Source organism: Thermoactinomyces sp. CICC 10522, from assembly GCF_016055075.1.
In the GTDB taxonomy this organism is placed as follows: domain Bacteria; phylum Bacillota; class Bacilli; order Thermoactinomycetales; family Thermoactinomycetaceae; genus Thermoactinomyces_A; species Thermoactinomyces_A daqus.
In genome coordinates this window covers 18,781-38,846 of record NZ_JAECVY010000016.1, presented here as the reverse complement: position 1 = coordinate 38,846, position 20,066 = coordinate 18,781, and the positions used below count along the sequence as shown (strand labels likewise).

The following is a 20,066-nucleotide window of genomic DNA, read 5'->3' as shown; positions in this document are numbered from 1 at the left end:
AGGGGATCCACCCGTTCCCATCCCGAACACGGAAGTTAAGCCCTCCAGCGCCGATGGTACTTGGGGTTCACCCCTGGGAGAGTAGGTCGTTGCCAGGCGATCAAGCCACTCAGGTTTACTGGGTGGCTTTTTTATTTTGTCTTGGAAGGGCGTTGCAGTGCGGGGTTGTTAACGGTCAGTTGCACACGAACGAATGCAATTCATTAAAAAAGCGTCCCGTCAAAGGACGCTTTTTTTATCAATTAAACGGTTTGACGGCGACGATGAATCAGCATACCCAATCCGGCTGCCAAGAGTGTTGCCCCAAGTCCGATGTTATTGGCATAGGAAGTGGCTGTTTTTGGCAGTTTTCCCCCTTGACCGTTCGAGGGTTGATTTCCGGTGTTGCCGCTGTTTCCACCGTTATTTCCTCCGTTGTTTCCGTCGTTACTTGGTTGGGTGGTTCCGCCGTTATTTCCCCCGTTGTTTCCGCCATTGCCAGGCTGGGTGGTTCCACCGTTATTTCCGCCATTGTTTCCGTTATCTCCCGGTGCAGTGCCACCGCCGTTATCATCCCCGGGATTGGTTCCTCCGCCGTTGTGGTCACCGGGATTGTCATGGCCAGGTTTTCCATCATCCGTTTTCACACAGAAGAGATTTCCTTTTTTGCCTTTCAACATCAGGGCGGTATTTACTTTATCTCCATCCAGCTTTCCGGTAAAGTGAATGTTGAAACAGTATTCCACACTGGGTTTTAATCCTTCAAAATGCGCGTGGAATTGGGCTTTGGTCGATTGATTGAGATGGGCGGGTTTACCAGCTTTGTTCGGACCGACCGGAATGATTTGCCATTCCCCGCTGTCAACGGTGCTCGCACCAAAAATGCTTGTCCAAATATCAATGGTGGAATCGGTTACTTCCACCTTCGGTAACAGGTGGTATTTGGCATCTACTTCAGGTTGATTACCGGAATGCGCAAAGGTGGTCATCGGAAAAGCCAATGCAGCTGTAACTGCCAAGGCTGGTATTACTTTCGTCCATTTTCTCACTTAAAAAACCCCCTGCTATGTAATTTATTTATGTGATATTAAATTTATAAATGAAATAAGGTTTGAAATCTATAACATCGATTCATCGTTCAAGTAAATGACTAAATTTTCAGTACACAAATTCGTAAAGGTTTGCTCATAAAAAAGTCATATAAAACGGTAATTAAAATATATATTTTTTACAGGTTGCTCTATTCGGTTTTCTCGTGGGGAGTCGTACAGTGATTGTACCTTATTCCCGTCCAGTTCTTTCACTTACCACCTGTTATCCTTTCGACTACATAGGCAGTGCACCCGATCGCTATATCATTCAGGCGGAACTGATTAATATTAAAAATGAGAACTAAGGTCTAAGAAGAGTATTCGAGATGTTGTCCTGTGGGGCTTTTTTATGGAAGCTGAGGCTCATGTCTCGGTTTTTCAATTACAAATTGGACAATGCTTTTGAAATGATTTCAGTTGCTGGAAGATGGTATGTAAAGCCATCTTCCTGTTTTTATTTTTTTCGGTAAACGATAAATTCCCGTTTCAACCGGATCGCTGAGAAGGATTATTTTCTGACTGCTGCAATTCTGCTTTGTGGACAAAAACTTGACTAAAGCAAATATATAGTTGATAATGGCATTGAAAAGGGGGCGAAACAAAGATGAAAAATCTGGAGGCGAAAATCAGTGCTGTCCGGCATTTCAACCGATTTTTTACCCGGCATATCGGAGTATTGCGCGAGGGATTGTTGCACAGTCCCTTTTCCCTGACCGAAGTTCGTATCCTGTTTGAACTTGCGCATCACGACCATTTGACCGCTTCGGATCTGTCCCGGGAAACTGGGCTGGATCCGGGTTATCTCAGCCGCATCTTGTCCCGGTTTGAGGAAAAAGGGCTGATCGAAAAAGTCCGTTCGGAAATCGATGCCCGGCAGAGGCTGCTTTCCCTGACTTCCGAGGGAAGGCAGGTATTCATGATGCTTGATCGCCGTTCCCGAGAGGAAGTGGCCGAAATGCTTGGCAGCCTCTCTGAAGGGGATCAAGAGCGCCTTCTGGAGGCCATGAAGACGATCGAAGACGTGCTGACCCGGGGCCAGGGTTTCAAGTTCTCCGAACCCTTTTTCCTGCGTTTTCCCGAACCCGGTGACATGGGCTGGGTCGTCCATCGTCACGGTGTTCTTTACGCACGGGAATACGGGTGGAATGAGCGCTTTGAAGCATTGGTCGCACAGATTGTATCCGATTACATGCATCGCCATAATCCGTCCAGGGAGCGCTGTTGGATTGCCGAGATGAACGGGGAGAATGTCGGCTGTGTTTTTGTCATGAAAGACAGCGATACCGTTGCCAGACTTCGGCTTCTTTTGGTCGAACCCAAGGCGCGCGGTTTCGGACTTGGCAACCGCCTCGTCGAAGAATGCATTCGTTTCTCCCGGAGATGCGGCTACAAGAAACTGGTTCTTTGGACGAACGACGTGCTTAAAGAGGCCCGGCATATTTACCGGAAGCACGGCTTCAAACTTGTAAAGGAAGAAAAACACCACAACTTTGGTCCGGATCTGGTGGGGGAGACGTGGGAGTTGTCGCTTTGAAGAGAAACAGCTCAAAGAATCAGTCGCCACATCAGAATATTTCTCCTGAAAGGATCTATTTGGAGTCTCTATTTCGGATTCAGTAGGTTTGGACAAGTTCAGATCCATCTGGAATTCGTGGTCTTTCTGTGGTTGGAGACGGGTTCCTGTCCGATACGGATTGCCGCGTACGGGCAGTGTGGAAGATATCGATTCTTTGCGAGAAGCGACCGCCCGCGTGGTCGGGTTGATTGTGTCTGAGGGGCGGAAAGAAGAGCATTAAAATGAACGCAAAGAAGCCGCTTCATCACGAATCAGCTTCTTCTTTTTACGCTCCATCCCCATTACTCAATAGAGTCTTTGTTGGCTTGGTACAGCTGTTCTGTATAGCAGTTGAATCCCGGCATTATTAATCAGCACGTTCACGTCGGGATAGTTTGCTGTCACCCAATCGAACAAGGCCAGACGCTCGCTTTCTTGCTCCAAGTCGCAAACCCGGGTGATTAAGCCGGGGACTTGTTTCCGGGCTTGTTCAAGAACATTTTCCCGCCGGCCGATAACGATGACGGTATTTCCGTTTTGCACGAATTTCTCTGCAAAGGCCAGCCCGATCCCGGAGCCGCCGCCAGTAATCAAGATTGTATTTCCTGTAAGCTTCATAGGTTTTCTCCTCCACGAAGTTGTTTTTGATAACGTTCGATTTTCTCCTCTATCCCCTTCAGGTATTCCTGCATTAATGCTATTTCATCCAGCACGTTTCGCTTATGCTTCAACAGCATGTCGAGCCGTTTCTCTATGGTTGAATTTCCTTCAACAACCCAGTCCATGTACTGCTTAATCTGATTGATGGGCATGTTGGTGTTCTTAAGGCAAGTTATGATTTGCAGCAACGCCAATTGACGTTCCGAAAATAATCTTCTGCCCGCCTCGTCCCGTTCGACAAACGGAAGAAGACCTTTTTTTTCATAAAAGCGCAAGGTGGATTCCGGTATATTGTACATGGCTGCAGCTTCGCCAATGGTATAGTATTTCATAGTGGAGGCCTCCAAATCCAGTATTTCTTGTCGACATGACTATCGTACGACTTAAACCTTGGTTTAAGTCAACAGTGCTTTTTCGCATTTAGCGCTCATTCCACCCGTACTTTCGGGAAAGCCGCGTAAGCGACTTTAACCTCCGCAATGTATTGGGGGCCTATTGTGTAACTCAAACAGTATTTCCAAAAATGGTCGAAAAAAATAGCGGAGGCATCATCAACATCTCCACCCAAGGAGCGCGGTTTCGGACTTGGCAATCGTCCTCGCCGAAGATGCATTCGTTTTCCCCGGACTTCACAGACGATGGCTTCTTGGACCAAAGAATCTCATATCGCATCCCGTCGTAGCTCGCAAATCCATCTTGGCTCACTTGGAGCAATTACGACGGATATGGCTTCCTCGAAGATCACGTAGGATGGTGTTGCGGGCATGTCCTGTTTTTCTTGTAAATCACCAGAATACCCTTGCCAATCGCATTCTCCTTGACAAATGAGATTCCATGGAAAAGTTGGAGGTGGTTGTCTTTATCAAGCAGGAATGAATCCTTTCTAAATCATTGGCCACTATTTTGGTTACTCGCCCTACAGCAGTCTGACATCACCTTTTCGGGGGCCAACCAGATCCTGTTTACCCAGGAACAAATAAAGCTACCCGATTCGGGTAGCATCTTTTATATGGCTTGAAATAGGGGGCTGAGAGGCTCGTAGAGTGCGATTCACAGATTGATCCGACACATTTATATGCCCTGTTTTATTTAGTTATAAGTTTAACAATTTCGCAATATTATCACCTAATACACATTTGCGTGTGTACGGATCATTTGAATGTCGTTCTACTGCCATTCTTACCAACAAGGGATCGCCATAAGGACTATCAGAACTAAACAAAGTACGCTCAGGTAACTCTAACATTGCTAAAGATAATGCAACTGTAGTATAAAAAGCAGAAACATCAAGATACGCATTAGAAATTTCTTTTGTAATTTTGATCGTGTCTAACCAGTTTAGACCGCCTAAATGCCCGAAGATTACGGGAACCTTTGCATACTTCTTTGCCAATTCTGCCAGCTCTTTAATATCGCTTAAACCAAGGGGATGTAATGTATGCACCCAGATGGGAAGATATCCAAACTCGCAAGAGCTTTTAAAAACTGGTTCCAAAGTATTTATCTGCCCAGGAGCAAGCGTAAACTCTCCGAGCCCCTTAAACCCATTACCGATCACTTGTTTTTCGACCCACTCAGCTGTCTTTTCGTCATTTAACCCATTTGGTACAGAACCAAAGCCTAAAAAACGATCGGGATATAGACGAATAGATTGCAGCTGTTCTTCAATTCCTTTTTCCCTTCCTTTGGCATCATTTACATGTCCTCCTAAAATTTTAAACAGTTTTCTCATTTCTTTTTCATACGACTGAAAATCCGTTGCTCGCTCGGGGTGAATTGAAGTATAAAAAAGGATTGTCTTATCTATCCCTGCTTCATTCATTAACTCAATTTGTTTTTCAACTGGTAACATCACATGACTATGGCTGTCGATGATCATCGCTCTTGGCTCCTTTCCTCCGTAAAGACAAAAAAAGTTTTGTACATCACGTCACCAGAAAAAAGTATCAATCAAATATGAATGACACGTTAATCGGGGAATAGACATGAAATGATCGTAATGCAATATTAACTACCGTCATATGATTCATTTCCTTTGTGTTTAGCTGTCTTTTTTTCCAATTTGATCGCATGTACCCGTTCTTCCAAATTTGATTTGATATCGGATAGAATTTTTATATAATCATCTAATTCTTTTATTTTCATTTCGTACGTAGACAAAACTTCTTGGCAAACAGCTTCATTATTTTCGAGAACACAATTCGAAAAATTGGATATTTGGTCTGTGGTAAAACCTAGACTTAAGTAAAATTGAATAATTTTGACTTGTTTAATAGCTATGGAGTTGTATTCCCGATAACCATTAATCAATCGTGTCGGTGTAATTAGCTTCTTTTTTTCGTAATACCGTAATACACGTGGACTTACTCCTGTTAGTCGAGCGAGTTCACCAATACGCAAAGCAGATTAATAACCTCCTTTCATTCAAGTGTTGTAATGTGATTATAAACCTTGACATTAATGTCAAAGTCAACAAGTATGTGGTTCCAGGGGGCAACTTATCACTGTGACAGACGAGGGTACAAGGCAAGATGGAAACAAGCCGCTAGCCGGAGTAATCATCGTCAAAAACGGAGTGACCGTTGTTCGTGGGTACACGTCTCACTCGGCCTGCTGCGGAAGCGAATGTTCCAGGCTGGTGTTAAAACGAAAGGGGCAACAGTCTATACTGCACGCGGGAACCCATGCTCAGATGGAGTTCGAATGCGGCATGTTGCGAAGCATTAACGGACGCAGGAATGGCCAAAGTTCTTGTTGGTATCGTTGATCTATCCGAAGGTTAGCAGAAAAGGCATCCAGCATTTTCGAGAACATGGCGTTGAGGTTGTCGTTGGCGTGTTTGAGGGAGGAACACAAGAATGGGAAACCCAAATAAAGAAGACGACACAAGGCCGTCTTTTTTCTTTTAACCTGATTGGCTTTGATCGTGCCGGACCGTCATACCCCGGGCCTTTTTTTCACAAAAGGGTTGAAGATTCATCACATGGTACACATGGTTTAGCCGTCACTGACAGCATTAATGAATCCAATAACTTGTCCGGGATTTTTGTCAATTGCCAATAAAACCCGGTAGCTTCAAATGGGTTTCCGATGATGGGTGATTGGGCCAACCAACAAAAAATCCTCCTTTCAACATGTTGACCGTGATTTCGTGAGTGACGATTTATATTACATATGAGAATGTCCTCCTTTAAAGAAGGGCACAATCGTGGCAGAGAGATGGAGCTTAAAGCCTTGGCTTGGAATTGAAATGTCCCAAATCGGATACGAATGGCAATTGGGAATCTCTCGCCAAGATGCTTGGGTGGCAGACTTCGGTTTTCACAGTCAGCAATGCTCTGCTAAATCCCCATCCTCATCAATCCGCTTGGTTCCCCCGCCGAATAGCCATCCGTTTTCCTCGACAAACGCAATAAACTTATCCAAAAATTCATCATGGTCAATATCTGTATTTTTATCATTGGCAAAAATACAGCCATCAATATGTATACCAATCTGTTTTTTCTTCCTCATTTCTCTTCCTCCCGTTTTATTTACGGTCTCAGAAATAGGGGCCCTTCTCTTTGTTTACCTCACCAATGATAAAAGGATCCACTGATACAACTCACGGCTCCGTGGGAGACCCGATTCAGCATCCGTCGAAACAATGGAAATCCGGATTTGCACTTCCGCTCTTCCTGAACAAATTAACATGATTCGATTTCAATGAGTCTGTATCTTTGTGAAAGATGGTAGTCGCTCTATTTTTCCCGCTATGAAAAATGTCAATCTACTTTTTGTATAAAATTATCTTTTTACTATAAATTACATACTATACAAAATATTAAATTAATATTAAAATTAAACGTGTATTGCGAATTTTAAATACAATTCAACAGGAGGGAGTTTTGTTGAAACGACTCTTTGCGATCACTTTGGTGGCAGTGATGACGTTTTGGAGTGCCGGCGACGTCGATCGCAGCAGAGGTTGGAACGCAAGCTTGTACCATTAGTAATTCATGGCTTGCCGATCCCGATTGCACCACGAATCGGTCAACTGTTCGTACCATTAATTTTGCAGAGTTAAGAACAGGCTACTATAACGGTCAACAATATGGATGGGGCAGACTCACAACTTCCAGTCCCGGCTATACACTTTACTTTGATGTCAGCTTTGATGGCGGAAAAACCATAGGTACCTATGATTATATATATTCCGGTTCGTCAACCATTACCACTTGGGCATACCCCGCTTCCAGTGATCCTAACCGTCGATTCCGCGTATGTGTCGTTCCTCCGGGTGGAGGGGGGCAATGCAGCTCTTGGTGGTAAACGCATCCTCTTCAAAAATCAACCTCTGCCATTAAACCCCGGTGATCCCGCCGGGGGTTCATCATGACGAGGAGAAATGATTGTTGCGGGGACACTTCACGAGGGGGACGTGTCCGCGAAAAAGAAACCGGTCTTCGATGGGACTGTTTTCCTTTCCGATTCTTTGTGCTATCGTGAAAATGGCGGAAAACTTTGCGTCGGATGGAGGATAGCAGATGAAAATCGTACAGCGCACCCCCGATCCTTTTTTTTATTCGGGTGGAAAAGTGGGCATTCTGTTAATACATGGTTTTACCGGCTCTCCTTCCGAACTTCGTCCCATGGGTTACTATTTGAAGGAGCGAGGGTTTACCGTTTATGCTCCTCTCCTCGCCGGGCACGGGGTTGATGGGGAAACAATGGAGAAAACGGGATGGAAGGATTGGTGGCAAAGCGCTTTGGATGCGTATGAGAGAATGCGGGAAGAGGATTTGGACCGGATTTTTGTGGCGGGTCTGTCGATGGGAGGATGTCTTTCACTGATGCTGGCGGCCGAAAAAAAGGTCGATGGTGTGATCTCGATGTGCGCTCCGGTTTGGATTCGCGACCGTCGTGCGCTCTTGGCCAACGTGCTGCAGTATTTTATCCGCTTTACCCGAAAATCGGAAAAACGCGACCCCGAAATCGCCGCCCATGTCGTGCCGATAGATAAAACCCCGGTCAAATGTGTGGGCGAGCTGGTGCGCCTCATTCGGGAAATGCGAAGCAGGCTGCCAAGGGTATCGGCACCGGCACTGGTCGTGCAAGCCGCCAAAGATGAGCTGGTATTGGAAAAAAGCGCGGAATATATTTTTTCGCAAATCGCCTCAAAAGAGAAAAAACTTTCCTGGTATGAAAATTCGACGCACATCATTACCGTTGACAAAGAAAGGAAAGAATTGTTCCAGGAGATTGAGGAATTTATCGGACGCGTTTCCTCATCGGATCCTAAAAAAGAGAGGTGAAAAACTCTGTTACCGGGAGCCGTTCCTGATGACAGATTTGTACATGATCACAGAACATGAGATTCGGCAATTCATGTTGGAAAAAGCATATAAACCACTTACGCTGGAGGAATTGATCGCCTCTTTTCAGATCGGCGAGGAAGATAGGGAAAGTTTTACTGCGTTGCTCGACAAAATGGAAGAGGACGGCGACATCGTCAAAACGAGAGCCAGTCGCTACGGGGTGCCGGAACGCTTTAATCTGGTGCGGGGAACCTTGCAGGGTAGCACCAAAGGATTTGGGTTCGTGATTCCTGATCAGCCTGGCAGGCGCGATATCTACATCCATTTGAACGACATGAACGGAGCGATGGACGGAGACCTCGTCCTCGCGCGGATTCATAAAGGCAAATCGGGCGACCGCCGCCCGGAAGGGGAAATCGTGCGCATCCTCAAGCGGAAGCTCGACAAAATCGTCGGTACCTTTACCCGTTTGTCCTCCCATTTTGGGTTTGTCATTCCGGACAACAAACGCATCGCCACCGATATTTTCATCGCGCCGGAATTTCAGATGAATGCGCGTGACGGGCAAAAAGTCGTGGTCAAACTCCATCAAATCACGGGACGTCACAGTGCCGAAGGGGAGATTATCGAGATCTTGGGTCATAAAAACGACCCCGGCGTCGATATCCTCTCGATTATTCGCAAGCACGGTTTGCCGGAGGCGTTTCCCGAGGCCGTACTGAAAGAAGCCGAGGCGATCCCGGAGACGATCAGTGAAGAAGAAATCAAGGGCAGAAGAGATTTGCGCGAACGCCCGATGGTGACCATTGATGGCGAAGATGCCAAGGACCTCGATGATGCCGTTTCCGTCGAACGTTTGGAAAACGGCAATGTTAGGCTGGGCGTTCATATTGCCGATGTAAGCTACTATGTAAAAGAAGGGTCGGCTCTCGACCGGGAAGCTTATGAGCGCGGATGCAGCGTGTACCTCGTTGACCGCGTGATTCCGATGCTTCCCAAGCGGCTGTCCAACGGAATCTGCTCCCTGAATCCGCAGGTAGACCGTCTGACCATGACCTGCGATATGGAATTGGACAGCGAAGGAAATGTTGTCAATTACGAGATCTATCCAAGTGTGATCCGTACCCGCGAGCGGATGACTTATTCCGACGTGAAAAAAATCGTGGTGGATGAAGACCCAGAACTGATCGCCCGCTACCAACCGCTCGTTGACGATTTCAGGCTGATGGCCGATTTGGCGATGACCCTGCGCCGCAAACGGATGAGGCGGGGGGCGATCGACTTTAACTTTGCCGAAGCCAAAGTGATTGTCGATGAAAAGGGAAAACCGGTGGATGTCGTGAAGCGCCCGCGTACCATCGCTGAACAACTGATCGAAGAGTTCATGCTGGCCGCCAATGAAACGGTCGCCGAGCACTTTTTCAACCTGGGTGTTCCCTTTGTCTACCGCATTCACGAAAATCCGGATGCCGAAAAGCTGAGAGCGTTTTATGAGTTTATCACCAGCTTCGGTTATTCCGTCAAAGGCAAGCCCGATCAGGTCAAACCCCATGCATTGCAAGCGTTGCTGGAAAAAGTGCAGGGGAAACCGGAAGAACATGTGATCAGCACGGTGATGCTCCGTTCAATGAAACAAGCCAAATACTCCGCGGAAAATATCGGCCATTTTGGATTGGCGGCACCGTTTTATTCGCATTTTACCTCCCCGATCCGCCGCTATCCCGATCTGCTGATTCACCGCGTCATCCGGGAAGTGTTGGCTAATGGTTTCCTGACGGCGGAGAGGATTGACCAATTGAATGAGTATCTGCCGGACGCCGCCCAGCAATCGTCCATCCGTGAACGGATTGCTGTCGATGCGGAACGGGAAACGCAGGACCTGAAAATGGCCGAATACATGATGGACAAGATCGGGAAAGAATATGACGGCATCATCAGCAGTGTCACCTCGTTCGGCATCTTTGTCGAATTGCCCAATACGATTGAAGGGCTGGTTCATATCAGCTTCCTGACCGACGATTACTATCATTACGATGAATCCACCTATTCCCTGATCGGCGAGCGTAGCGGACGCCTTCTGCGCATCGGGGATCGCGTCAGGATCAAAGTGAGCGGCGTCAATGTCGATGAGCGCAAAATCGATTTTGAACTTTTGGAGCATTACTCCGACGAACGGGCTCCGCTCAAAAAAGGGAAGAAAAAGAAAGCGAAAAGCAAGGGACGAAAAAGGGCAGCCGAAAGCGAAACGAAAGTGAAAAAAGGAAAAAAGGGAAAAACTTATGCCGTCGACCCATCCGACTTCATCAAACAGCAGAAGCCGGGAAAAAAAGGAAAAAAGAAAAAGAAGAAAAAAAAGAAGAAGTAGTCCCGGCCTTAAGGGGGTTCCCTTGTCTTTTTGATACGGGAACCTCCCTTCAGACCGGATGGTACTGAAAAATCCCATTGATTCGCTTCGACTTTCCTTGGTATAATAGAATCTACTGCGATTTCAGGGTTTGAGGTGGAAACGATGGGAAACAAAGGGACCAAGGTGATTGCCAAGAACAAAAAAGCATACCATGATTACCACATCGAAGAGACCTTTGAAGCGGGAATCGTTCTCACCGGAACTGAAATCAAGTCGATTCGCCAGGGACGCGTCAACTTGAAAGACAGTTACGCGCGGATTGATCAAGGAGAGCTCTTCATCATCGGTATGCATATCAGCCCGTTTGAGCAGGGCAACCGCTTTAATGTCGATCCCACCCGCACCCGCAAGTTGCTTATGCACCGAAAGGAGATTGACAAGCTTCTAGGCCAAACCAAAATTAAGGGACTGACCCTCATCCCGCTCGACATTCACTTGCGCAACGGTTTTGCCAAAGTCCAGCTCGGTCTCGGACGAGGCAAGAAGCTCTATGACAAGCGGGCAACTGAGGCCAAACGCGATGCGGAGCGCATGATCCGCCGCAAGCTGAAGGAGCAAAATTTCCGTTAAAAAAATAAAAAATACCCTTGCATGTTTTTCTACATGATGCTATAATCTAAAACTGTGATCGACATCATCGGTCACTTTGTTCGAAAAGTTGAATCTCGGGGGCGTTCTTGGGATTCGACGGGGATAGTTCGAGCGTCAGTAGCGAGCCGAGGGGCTGCGTTTCTCGTTAAACACGCGGAAGCCAAATGTAACTGGCAAACAAGAAAACTACGCTCTGGCTGCTTAATTAACCAGCCAGGACTCGCTTCTCCATCGCCTGTGTGGAGCTGCCGGGTCTCATAATCCAGCAGGCTAGCTGACCGATCGGCCGCTGATCGGAAGGCGAATTTCAAGCGGCTAGTCTTTAAAAGCGCCTGTCACTGGGCAGTTTTAAAGGCGAATCTTCAATACAGTGACTGCGCTCGGAGAAGCTGGCGTGGCGATGTCTTCGGACAGCGGTTCGACTCCGCTCGCCTCCACCAAAATCCATAAGCAACATGCTGGTGTAGCTCAGTTGGTAGAGCACTTCACTCGTAATGAAGGGGTCGCAGGTTCGAGTCCTGTCTCCAGCACCAAAGAGAAGCCCTTGGGAAACCAAGGGTTTTTTGTATTGAGGAAAAATGGACTGGGCGATTAGGAGTGGATCTTCGTTCCCTACAGAAGCAAGGCTTTGTTTAAAAGAATGTATAGTTGAGTAAATCGATGAGAAATTGGAATAATGATGAGAGCGATGGTTTATCTTCTGTTAAGTTTATATTATAATGATAAAAAATAATTATTAGGAGGTATTTTATGTCTGAACAAGAAGACAAAAACGGGGTTAATATTCATATTAATGGTAGTATTCATGGAAGTGCTCTTATAGGTGATTTTACAAATAATAAAGGAAATTTAAATTCCAATAATCAAATATATATCGGTACTAATGGAGAAAATCAATTCAGTAAAGAAGAAGAATTAAAGAAACTGATTAATGAATTTAAAAGGTTGATTGAAATGAATCAAGAAATATTACCAATTGATAAAAAGGATACCATAGAATTAATAGATGTTAACCAACAATTTATTGAAACCGGTCAACCGAAAGAGTCGGTTATCAAATTGTTAATAAGACAATTGGGTGTGTTAAAAGATAAATTATGCGAGGATTTACCATTACTCACTAATATTTCCTCAATTATTCAAATTTTGGGTATGTTTTTGCAAAGGTAAGATAGAGGTGAGTATATGACTGATCGTTATATACATACGAAAGAAATCGAAGAGTATTTGTATTGCCCCAAGAGATGGAAACAAAATAAAAGAGAGTACATTCGTGATGAAAATGAATTTAAAAAGGCAATTCAAAATCGTGAACTTATGAGGGAATATTGCAACCCTACACTACCTCCTGAACCAAATTATGAACGAGTAATTTATCCGAAATTACCCATCGATTTGCCTTCAATAGTCTCCAGGATAGTTGTTTTTTTAATCTCCTTTCTAGTAGTTGGTTTGTTTGCAGGTCCGTTCTCTACGATTATTTTTTCACTTGTATTATCGGTGTTTGGGCCGCGAATTGTTTCGTTTGTTCAAGAATCAGTTTATACTTACCGAAAAAGAAAAGCGGATGATCAAGTTAGAAGTATGAGACTATGGTACGAAAAAGAAATACAACGCGTCTTATGGGAGGCAGAAAAAAATAAGCATAAATTATTGGAGGAGTTTAATAACACGGATGCCATATTGTTAGCGGAAGAATATACGGAGGCAATCGAAAAACAACAAAACGGGGTTCAGGAAATTATTAATCAAGAGTATAAGCTCTTTGATGATGAGTTGGTAATAGAATTATATGAGGATAAAGAAAAAATTTGTTGTGTTTATTTTGATTGCTCTCATGAGGATATCCCACACTATGTGCCTATAGCGCATAAATATCATCTTCTTCGACTTATCGCACAAATGTTAATTGCACAAAATTATTTTCCAGGGTACAAGATACGTGGAAAGATTCAGTATAAAAATCGTAAGCCTAGGATCTTTTCTTTGGAGAAAAAATTTATTTTTGCATTAAATCAGGTCTTAAAAAGTATTAAGCAAAGCTCTGACTGGTATATAGCAAATACATATCGTTGTGTATACTGTCCCTTAAATCAAAAATGCAAATATTTGAGAGAAGAGGCGCGTGAATACATTGAACGAGTTGCAAACAAGTAAAAAGGAATTGGAAAATTTAATGAATCGAGTTAACAGTGCCTGTAATTACATAGGTTATTTAAAGGAGAGTTCTTCCTATGTAACCCCTGAGGATTTATATAATTATATTCAAAGAATAGTTGCTTTTGTAAATGAGGATTTGTTAGTAATGGAATTGTTGCAAAGTAAGCAACAGATGCGAGGTGCTTTGTTTGATGTTCAATCAATGGTAGAAACGTGTGTATTGTTCAGCTATAAATTTCATTTTCCATATGAGGATGATGATAAAGTAATTTTTCTGTTTCTCTTATTGAAGTATATAATCGCTGCTTATAAACGTTTCACTACCATATTTGATGCTATTTATGCATATTGTGATAAGGACGTGCTATTAGACCCACGTTATCAAAAACATTCAAAAGTTAAAGATGAAATTATCCGTAAATCCTCAACGCGAAATTTTATACTTGAAGTGATTTTGCCTTTCTTAAGTATTGTGGAATTGTATTTATTGAATTTAAAAATGGCTATAGAGAATAAAAAGCCTGCTGGTATTTCAATAAATGTACATGGAAGTATTGGAAATAATGTTCTGATTGGTGATTTTAGTAATAATCAGGGAGATATTAATAGCGATCTTGTTATTAACCCAGAGCTCGCATTAAGTAAGGATGAACTGGACGATATAGAAAGTATAAATGAGTATGACACAATTACCTATGAGTAATATATGGAATATAAAATAATTAAACTCACATGAATATGTGACGATCCATAATTGATCCCCTGAAAGCCTGCTTCATGAGCCGTCCACAAGGATGGCTTTTTCTATTTAGGAACAAAAGATGCATTGATAGATTATGCTTCGTTTGGAGTTTTTATTTTCTGCGGGCGTAGATGAATTATCCAGACTTATCCTTGTTCCATCATAATATAACAGAAAATTCTGTCATCTACGACTGGTCTTCGCAGTTCATCACGAAAATCATCGGCTTTGGATAAGCGTATGCCCGTTTCCGTTTAATCATCATGTGAAATGTTCTCCTTCTTATCCCTTCTTTTATGACAAACTGTGATTGTGCGATAAGCGGGAGCAAATGCATTTGCCTGATGGAATGAGGCAAATTTTGAATAGTGAGCGATATCGCTGCGAAAAATATTCACGAATATCCAAGTTGTCAACTGCAGGTTGATGGAGGTGTAATTAATGAATCTTACCAGGCTTTGGGTAAGTTTGGCACTTGTATTCATCATTTCATTCGCCATTCTCGGGTATTACGGTGGAGAGATTTATCATACAATGCCTCCTATTCCCAAACGAGTGATGACCAGTGCTGGTAACGTGCTGTTTACTGAAAAAGAGATTAAGGACGGTCAAAACGTTTGGCAGTCTATGGGCGGACAGGAAGTTGGAACAGTCTGGGGGCATGGAGCATATGTGGCGCCGGACTGGACTGCTGACTGGTTGCATCGGGAATCCATGTGGATTCTCAACAGATATGCGTTGAATCAATATGGAAAAGCCTACAACGCGCTGGATGATGAAAAAAGAGCGATGCTCAGGACCAGATTGAAAAAAGAAATGAGAACCAACACTTATCATCCGAACACTGGAGACTTGGTGATCTCCCCCATACGGGCGCAGGCAATTGCAGCCACGAGCAAACATTACACTGCCTTATTTGGCAACGATCCAAAACTGGATCATTTGCGTGACGACTACGCCATACCCCGCGGAACAATCAAAGATCCACAGCGGATGAAAGCCCTTAACGCCTTTTTCTTCTGGGCGGCTTGGGCTTGTGCAACCAATCGTCCGGGCAGCAACATTACTTACACGAATAACTGGCCCCATGAACCTTTAATCGGGAATGTGGCAACCGGATCGATGGTGATCTGGTCTGTGGTCAGCTTTGTTCTGCTGCTGGCCGGCATAGGCGCACTGGCTTGGTATTATGCCAAACAAAAACACGTCGAATTGGAAGAGACCTTTCCTGAAAAGGACCCATTGCTCGCCTTGTCGCCGACTCCTTCGATGAAATCAATAGTCAAGTATTTTTGGTTGGTCGCTGTTTTGATGGTCGTTCAGGTTGGCCTTGGAGCGATCACTGCCCATTATCAGGTGGAAGGAGCGGGTTTCTACGGAATTCCGATTGCAAAATGGATCCCTTACTCCTTAACGCGTACGTGGCACACCCAATTGGCGATTTTTTGGATTGCAACTGCTTGGATTGCAACCGGATTGTTTGTGGCTCCGGCAGTCTCCGGTCGTGAACCAAAATACCAACGTTTTTTTGTAAACTTTCTTTTTGTAAGTTTGTTGATTATTGTTGTCGGTTCAATGGTCGGACAGTGGTTTGCAATACGGCAACGTCTTGGATTGAATACAAACTTCTGGTTTGGACATCAGGGGTATGAATATACAGACCTCGGACGATTCTGGCAATTGTTCCTGGCCGTCGGACTTTTCCTCTGGTTGTTCCTGATGGCACGCGGGATTTGGCCTGCGCTGAGAAAGAAAAAAGACGACAGGCATCTGCTCATTCTGTTTTTGATTGCCTCCACCGCGATTCCTGTGTTTTATGTTCCGGCACTGATGTGGGGACAGCATACTCATTTGGCAATTGCCGAGTACTGGCGTTGGTGGGTGGTGCATCTGTGGGTAGAAGGGTTTTTTGAAGTATTTGCAACTGTGGTGATCGCCTTTCTGTTCACACGTATGGGATTGTTGCGAGTCTCAACGGCCACCGCTTCCGTTCTTTTTTCGACGATTATCTTTTTATTCGGTGGAATCATCGGCACGTTCCACCATTTATATTTCAGCGGAACGCCTATCGGAGTTTTGGCTTTCGGGGCCACTTTCAGTGCACTTGAGGTAGTTCCGTTGGTATTGATTGGTTTTGAGGCATATGAGAATTTGACCCTTTCCCGTGCCCGTCCCTGGGTAGCGGCATACAAGTGGCCGATTTACTACTTTGTGGCCGTTGCTTTTTGGAACCTTGTGGGCGCCGGATTATTCGGATTTTTTATCAATCCTCCGATTGCGCTTTACTTTATGCAAGGACTCAACACCACACCCGTGCACGGACATACGGCACTGTTCGGGGTGTACGGCATGTTGGGAATAGGGCTTATGCTGTTTTGTTTGCGGGGATTGACCAAACAACGCGTGTGGAAAACAAAGGCTCTCGCTTTCTCGTTCTGGGCGATCAATATCGGGCTGGCATTGATGGTTCTGCTGAGTCTGATCCCGATCGGCTTGATGCAGACATTGGCAAGCGTGGAACACGGCACGTGGTATGCCCGTTCGGCCGAATTCATGTCACGGGGCATCATTCACAAGTTCGTATGGCTTCGGATAATCGGGGACACCGTATTTACGATTGGTGTGCTGGCACTCGGCTGGTTTATTCTCGGGTTAAAAACCGGGTGGTCTCTTACCGGTGAACAACTGCACTTTGGCAAGAAAAACGAGATTGATGCAAAATAGCCATTTGCACATGTTACAGCCGGTGCATAATTCGCTCTCCCGCATATTCGGTGAAGGTATCCCCAATCCGAAGTGCGAGAGAGCCTTTTCATTCCGGCGGTTGATTTCTTTATCTGTAAAACCGGGGAACGACTGTACATGCAAAAGTTTACATGCACTTACAGCGGTCGTAGCCAAAATCAACAACGATCCATAATTCCCTAAGTGAAATAGTTGGCTCAATACCTTGGAAAAACTAAATAACAAATGCCATTTATACATTACAAATAGTTGTACTTCCCAAATAATGAAACCTGTGATGAAAGCATGAAAAAGCGTTTTACGGATGGGATAAAAAACAGCGAATATCGCCCCTCCCAACAACGTCATCTGCCACACATTATATAGATTCCCAACCCATATTACGCAGCCGGCGAGTAGAAAAATGAAAGAAGATTTGCTCCAGTCCATTTTTATTTACCCCATTCATCACACGGTTTCCATCTCTGTACTTTCCTTCTTGTTAACCTGAAAACGACGGACAAAGGGAAACAGAAACACAATAACTGCCGAGATCATTTCCAGCAAACCTGCATACAAAAAGATTGATTGCGGTCCGGTCCATTTCATTGCCCAACCTGCCAAAGCTTGAGAAATAGGCTGAGAACCGGTCATTACCAATATCATCACGCTTAAAACGCGTCCAAACATTTTTCTGGGAATAATTGAATGGTTGACGCTCGGCGCAATCACGTTAACCGCTGTTTCCTGGAAACCGATCAGCATAAAGAGAAAGATCACAAGCCAAAAACGATCCACAAAACTTACCAAAAGTAAAATTACTCCTTGAAAAAAACAGGTGTACAACGTCATAACCGGTCGGGGATTGGTAATCATGATGACGGAAAAGAGCAACGCGCCAATAAAGCCACCAATACCGATCGCCGTAGTCATCCATCCGAACCCTAACACACCAAAACCCAAATTCTTCGCGAGAAAAGGAATGCTAACATTGATTGTACTCACGGCGGCATTGGCAAAAAGCGCAAAAACCGCCATGGTAAAAATAATGGGAGTCGTTATAAAGTATCGAATTCCTTCTACAAAACTAGACCATAGTTTTTCTTTCGGTTCTTTGTCTTTCTCCTGTACCTCCCGAAACCTTGTCCCCATCAACAGAAGCCCGGATATAATAAAAGCAACTCCGTTTAATGCAATAGCCGAAACACCTCCTGTGAATTTGACAAACCATGCGCCAATGGCGGGACCTATCACAGCGGATATTTGTGTTGCAATGGTCAGAACGCTAAGAGATTGACTGTAGTATTTTTTTTCTACGATCTGAATCCGGCAAGTAATGGCGGCCGGTTCTGAAAGGGCATCCACCATGCCGAAGACAATACCCATTATGTAAAATACCCAAAGGGGGGGAGAACCTTGAAGTCTAATCAGAACGAAGAGAAACATGATTCCCCCTCTGATCCAATCCGACGCGATCAACAAGTTCTTGGCCTTGAATCGGTCGACAATCACACCACTGAACAGGATGAATATCAATTTGGACATACCCAACAAAAAGAGATAGGTACCCACCACCGCGGAAGATCCAGTGGATTCAACGAGCATCCAAGTCAACACGATAGTAAAAATGGCCCCACCGAGTGAGGACACCCAAATGGAACTTAAATAAAACAGAAAATTAATGTTTCTGAATATACTCCAATCAATATTCATTTTATACCCCTCCCTTCATCTGTAGTGATTCGGTAATAACCGCTGAAAAAATTCAGCCAAATTCAACGGAGCTTTCTTCCTGAATTTGCCGATAAAATGCAGACTATCCTTAAGGAGGCAACCTTTTTCCGTTGTCACAAAAAAAGTGAGCCGAAGCCCACTCAATCCGGTGCTAACGAAACACGATGGTTTTGTTTCCGTGCACCAGGACTTGATCATTTAAATGCCATTGCACTGCCCGGGCCAGTACCATTCGTTCCACGTCTCTGCCGATTCGTTTTAAATCTTCAACTTGATGTCGATGGTCAACCCGCTGTACATCCTGTTCGATGATGGGGCCTTGATCCAGTTCCTCCGTGACATAATGAGCGGTGGCTCCGATGATTTTAACTCCCCGGTCATAAGCCTGGTGATACGGCTTCCCTCCTGCAAAAGCGGGGAGGAAAGAGTGATGGATGTTAATGATTTGATTTTGGTAGCGGTCGATGATGTCCGGGGGAATGATCTGCATATAACGGGCGAGAACAATGGTGTCGATTCGCCCTTTTTCCAACAGTTCCAGATGAATGCGGGTGGCATGGTCACGGTTTTCTTTGCTGAACGGGACATGGTAATACGGGATTCCGAACGGTGCGACAATCGCTTCCATGTTCGGGTGATTGCTGATCACCATGGCAATGTCCGCGTATAATTCGCCGATGCTCCAGCGCCAGAGGATTTCGCGCAAACAGTGATCTTCTTTGGAAACGAACACGGCCATTTTTTGTTTTTTGGCGGCAGGGGTGATTCGCCAGTTCATGTCAAACGAATTGGCAATTGGCGAAAATCGTTCGCGCAAGGTTTCGATTTGCCGTGTCAAATTCGGCAACTGGAACTCGACACGCATGAAAAAGAACCCGCCTTCGGGATCAGTGGTGTATTGATGCGAATCGACAATATTGGCCCCTTGTTCATGTAAAAAACGTGATACGGCAGCAATGATGCCGGGGCGGTCGGAACAGGAGATTAAAAGCCTTCCCAGTTTTTCTCTGGATGGATGTGTTTCTGTGACTGCGTGCATGTAACGTGACTCCTTCAAGATTCATTTATGTACCGGAGGGATGAATAATGGCTCAGTAATGTTTTAGGCGGTATTGTACTATATATT

General features: G+C 44.8%; 17 protein-coding genes, 1 tRNA gene, 1 rRNA gene, 1 other RNA gene and 2 pseudogenes. 14 read left to right on the top strand and 8 right to left on the bottom strand.

Annotated features, from left to right (window positions below):
• Positions 1 to 98, top strand: a 5S ribosomal RNA gene (gene rrf, locus I8U18_RS15235); the annotation flags it as partial.
• Between the two features lie 144 nt (positions 99 to 242).
• On the opposite strand, the gene I8U18_RS15230 is transcribed toward rrf, so the two are convergent.
• A complete protein-coding gene (locus I8U18_RS15230; protein ID WP_052153985.1) occupies positions 243 to 1,028 on the bottom strand; it encodes an LPXTG cell wall anchor domain-containing protein in 786 nt (261 codons plus the stop codon).
• A gap of 215 nt (positions 1,029 to 1,243) precedes the next feature.
• Here I8U18_RS15230 and I8U18_RS15225 point away from each other — a divergent pair.
• The 3 genes and pseudogenes from I8U18_RS15225 to I8U18_RS15215 form a co-directional block, all read left to right on the top strand.
• A pseudogene (locus I8U18_RS15225) lies at positions 1,244 to 1,375 on the top strand (class D sortase); the annotation flags it as partial.
• 299 nt (positions 1,376 to 1,674) lie between these two features.
• Positions 1,675 to 2,604, top strand: coding sequence for a bifunctional helix-turn-helix transcriptional regulator/GNAT family N-acetyltransferase (locus I8U18_RS15220; protein ID WP_033099852.1), 930 nt, complete (start codon positions 1,675 to 1,677; stop codon positions 2,602 to 2,604).
• A gap of 88 nt (positions 2,605 to 2,692) precedes the next feature.
• Positions 2,693 to 2,866, top strand: coding sequence for a hypothetical protein (locus I8U18_RS15215; RefSeq protein ID WP_198055960.1), 174 nt, complete (start codon positions 2,693 to 2,695; stop codon positions 2,864 to 2,866).
• A 110-nt stretch (positions 2,867 to 2,976) separates the two neighbouring features.
• Here the strand turns inward: I8U18_RS15215 and I8U18_RS15210 are convergent.
• The 4 genes and pseudogenes from I8U18_RS15210 to I8U18_RS15195 form a co-directional block, all read right to left on the bottom strand.
• A pseudogene (locus I8U18_RS15210) lies at positions 2,977 to 3,243 on the bottom strand (SDR family NAD(P)-dependent oxidoreductase); the annotation flags it as partial.
• The gene (locus I8U18_RS15205) at positions 3,240 to 3,617 is read right to left on the bottom strand and encodes a MerR family transcriptional regulator (protein WP_033099853.1); all 378 of its coding nucleotides are present in this window, start codon (positions 3,615 to 3,617) and stop codon (positions 3,240 to 3,242) included. The pseudogene I8U18_RS15210 and the gene I8U18_RS15205, both read right to left, overlap by 4 nt.
• A gap of 761 nt (positions 3,618 to 4,378) precedes the next feature.
• Complete coding sequence (locus I8U18_RS15200) at positions 4,379 to 5,164, bottom strand: amidohydrolase family protein (protein WP_033099854.1); 786 nt, start codon at positions 5,162 to 5,164, stop codon at positions 4,379 to 4,381.
• Between the two features lie 128 nt (positions 5,165 to 5,292).
• Complete coding sequence (locus I8U18_RS15195) at positions 5,293 to 5,685, bottom strand: MerR family transcriptional regulator (RefSeq protein ID WP_198064954.1); 393 nt, start codon at positions 5,683 to 5,685, stop codon at positions 5,293 to 5,295.
• A gap of 351 nt (positions 5,686 to 6,036) precedes the next feature.
• Here I8U18_RS15195 and I8U18_RS15190 point away from each other — a divergent pair, with 351 nt between their 5' ends.
• On the top strand, positions 6,037 to 6,348 hold the full coding sequence (locus I8U18_RS15190) for a hypothetical protein (RefSeq protein ID WP_198064953.1): 312 nt from the start codon (positions 6,037 to 6,039) through the stop codon (positions 6,346 to 6,348).
• A 264-nt stretch (positions 6,349 to 6,612) separates the two neighbouring features.
• On the opposite strand, the gene I8U18_RS15185 is transcribed toward I8U18_RS15190, so the two are convergent.
• The gene (locus I8U18_RS15185; protein ID WP_033099857.1) at positions 6,613 to 6,798 is read right to left on the bottom strand and encodes a hypothetical protein; all 186 of its coding nucleotides are present in this window, start codon (positions 6,796 to 6,798) and stop codon (positions 6,613 to 6,615) included.
• 1,013 nt (positions 6,799 to 7,811) lie between these two features.
• Here I8U18_RS15185 and I8U18_RS15180 point away from each other — a divergent pair.
• The 9 genes from I8U18_RS15180 to I8U18_RS15140 all read left to right on the top strand — a co-directional run bounded on the left by I8U18_RS15180 (position 7,812) and on the right by I8U18_RS15140 (position 17,206).
• Positions 7,812 to 8,579 (top strand): alpha/beta hydrolase, encoded by a 768-nt coding sequence (locus tag I8U18_RS15180; protein ID WP_033099858.1) that lies wholly within the window; start codon positions 7,812 to 7,814, stop codon positions 8,577 to 8,579.
• Between the two features lie 28 nt (positions 8,580 to 8,607).
• On the top strand, positions 8,608 to 10,947 hold the full coding sequence (gene rnr, locus I8U18_RS15175; protein ID WP_232331120.1) for a ribonuclease R: 2,340 nt from the start codon (positions 8,608 to 8,610) through the stop codon (positions 10,945 to 10,947).
• Between the two features lie 144 nt (positions 10,948 to 11,091).
• The gene (gene smpB / locus I8U18_RS15170) at positions 11,092 to 11,559 is read left to right on the top strand and encodes an SsrA-binding protein SmpB (protein WP_033099859.1); all 468 of its coding nucleotides are present in this window, start codon (positions 11,092 to 11,094) and stop codon (positions 11,557 to 11,559) included.
• Positions 11,560 to 11,656: 97 nt separating this feature from the next.
• Positions 11,657 to 12,020: a transfer-messenger RNA gene (ssrA, locus tag I8U18_RS15165) on the top strand.
• A 17-nt stretch (positions 12,021 to 12,037) separates the two neighbouring features.
• Positions 12,038 to 12,113, top strand: a tRNA-Thr gene (locus tag I8U18_RS15160).
• 217 nt (positions 12,114 to 12,330) lie between these two features.
• On the top strand, positions 12,331 to 12,750 hold the full coding sequence (locus I8U18_RS15155; RefSeq protein ID WP_198059641.1) for a hypothetical protein: 420 nt from the start codon (positions 12,331 to 12,333) through the stop codon (positions 12,748 to 12,750).
• 15 nt (positions 12,751 to 12,765) lie between these two features.
• Positions 12,766 to 13,737 (top strand): hypothetical protein, encoded by a 972-nt coding sequence (locus I8U18_RS15150; RefSeq protein WP_198064952.1) that lies wholly within the window; start codon positions 12,766 to 12,768, stop codon positions 13,735 to 13,737.
• Positions 13,706 to 14,443, top strand: a complete 738-nt coding sequence (locus I8U18_RS15145) for a hypothetical protein (RefSeq protein ID WP_198064951.1) — start codon at positions 13,706 to 13,708, stop codon at positions 14,441 to 14,443. Before I8U18_RS15150 ends, I8U18_RS15145 begins: the two co-directional genes overlap by 32 nt.
• 480 nt (positions 14,444 to 14,923) lie before the next feature.
• Positions 14,924 to 17,206, top strand: coding sequence for a nitric-oxide reductase large subunit (locus I8U18_RS15140; protein ID WP_198064950.1), 2,283 nt, complete (start codon positions 14,924 to 14,926; stop codon positions 17,204 to 17,206).
• Positions 17,207 to 17,674: 468 nt separating this feature from the next.
• Here I8U18_RS15140 and I8U18_RS15135 read toward each other — a convergent pair whose 3' ends face one another.
• The gene (locus I8U18_RS15135) at positions 17,675 to 18,919 is read right to left on the bottom strand and encodes an MFS transporter (protein ID WP_198064949.1); all 1,245 of its coding nucleotides are present in this window, start codon (positions 18,917 to 18,919) and stop codon (positions 17,675 to 17,677) included.
• 172 nt (positions 18,920 to 19,091) lie between these two features.
• Positions 19,092 to 19,979 carry a formyltetrahydrofolate deformylase gene (purU, locus tag I8U18_RS15130; protein ID WP_033099862.1) on the bottom strand — a complete coding sequence of 296 codons (888 nt, stop codon included), beginning with the start codon at positions 19,977 to 19,979 and terminating at the stop codon, positions 19,092 to 19,094.
• Between the last annotated feature and the right edge of the window lie 87 nt (positions 19,980 to 20,066).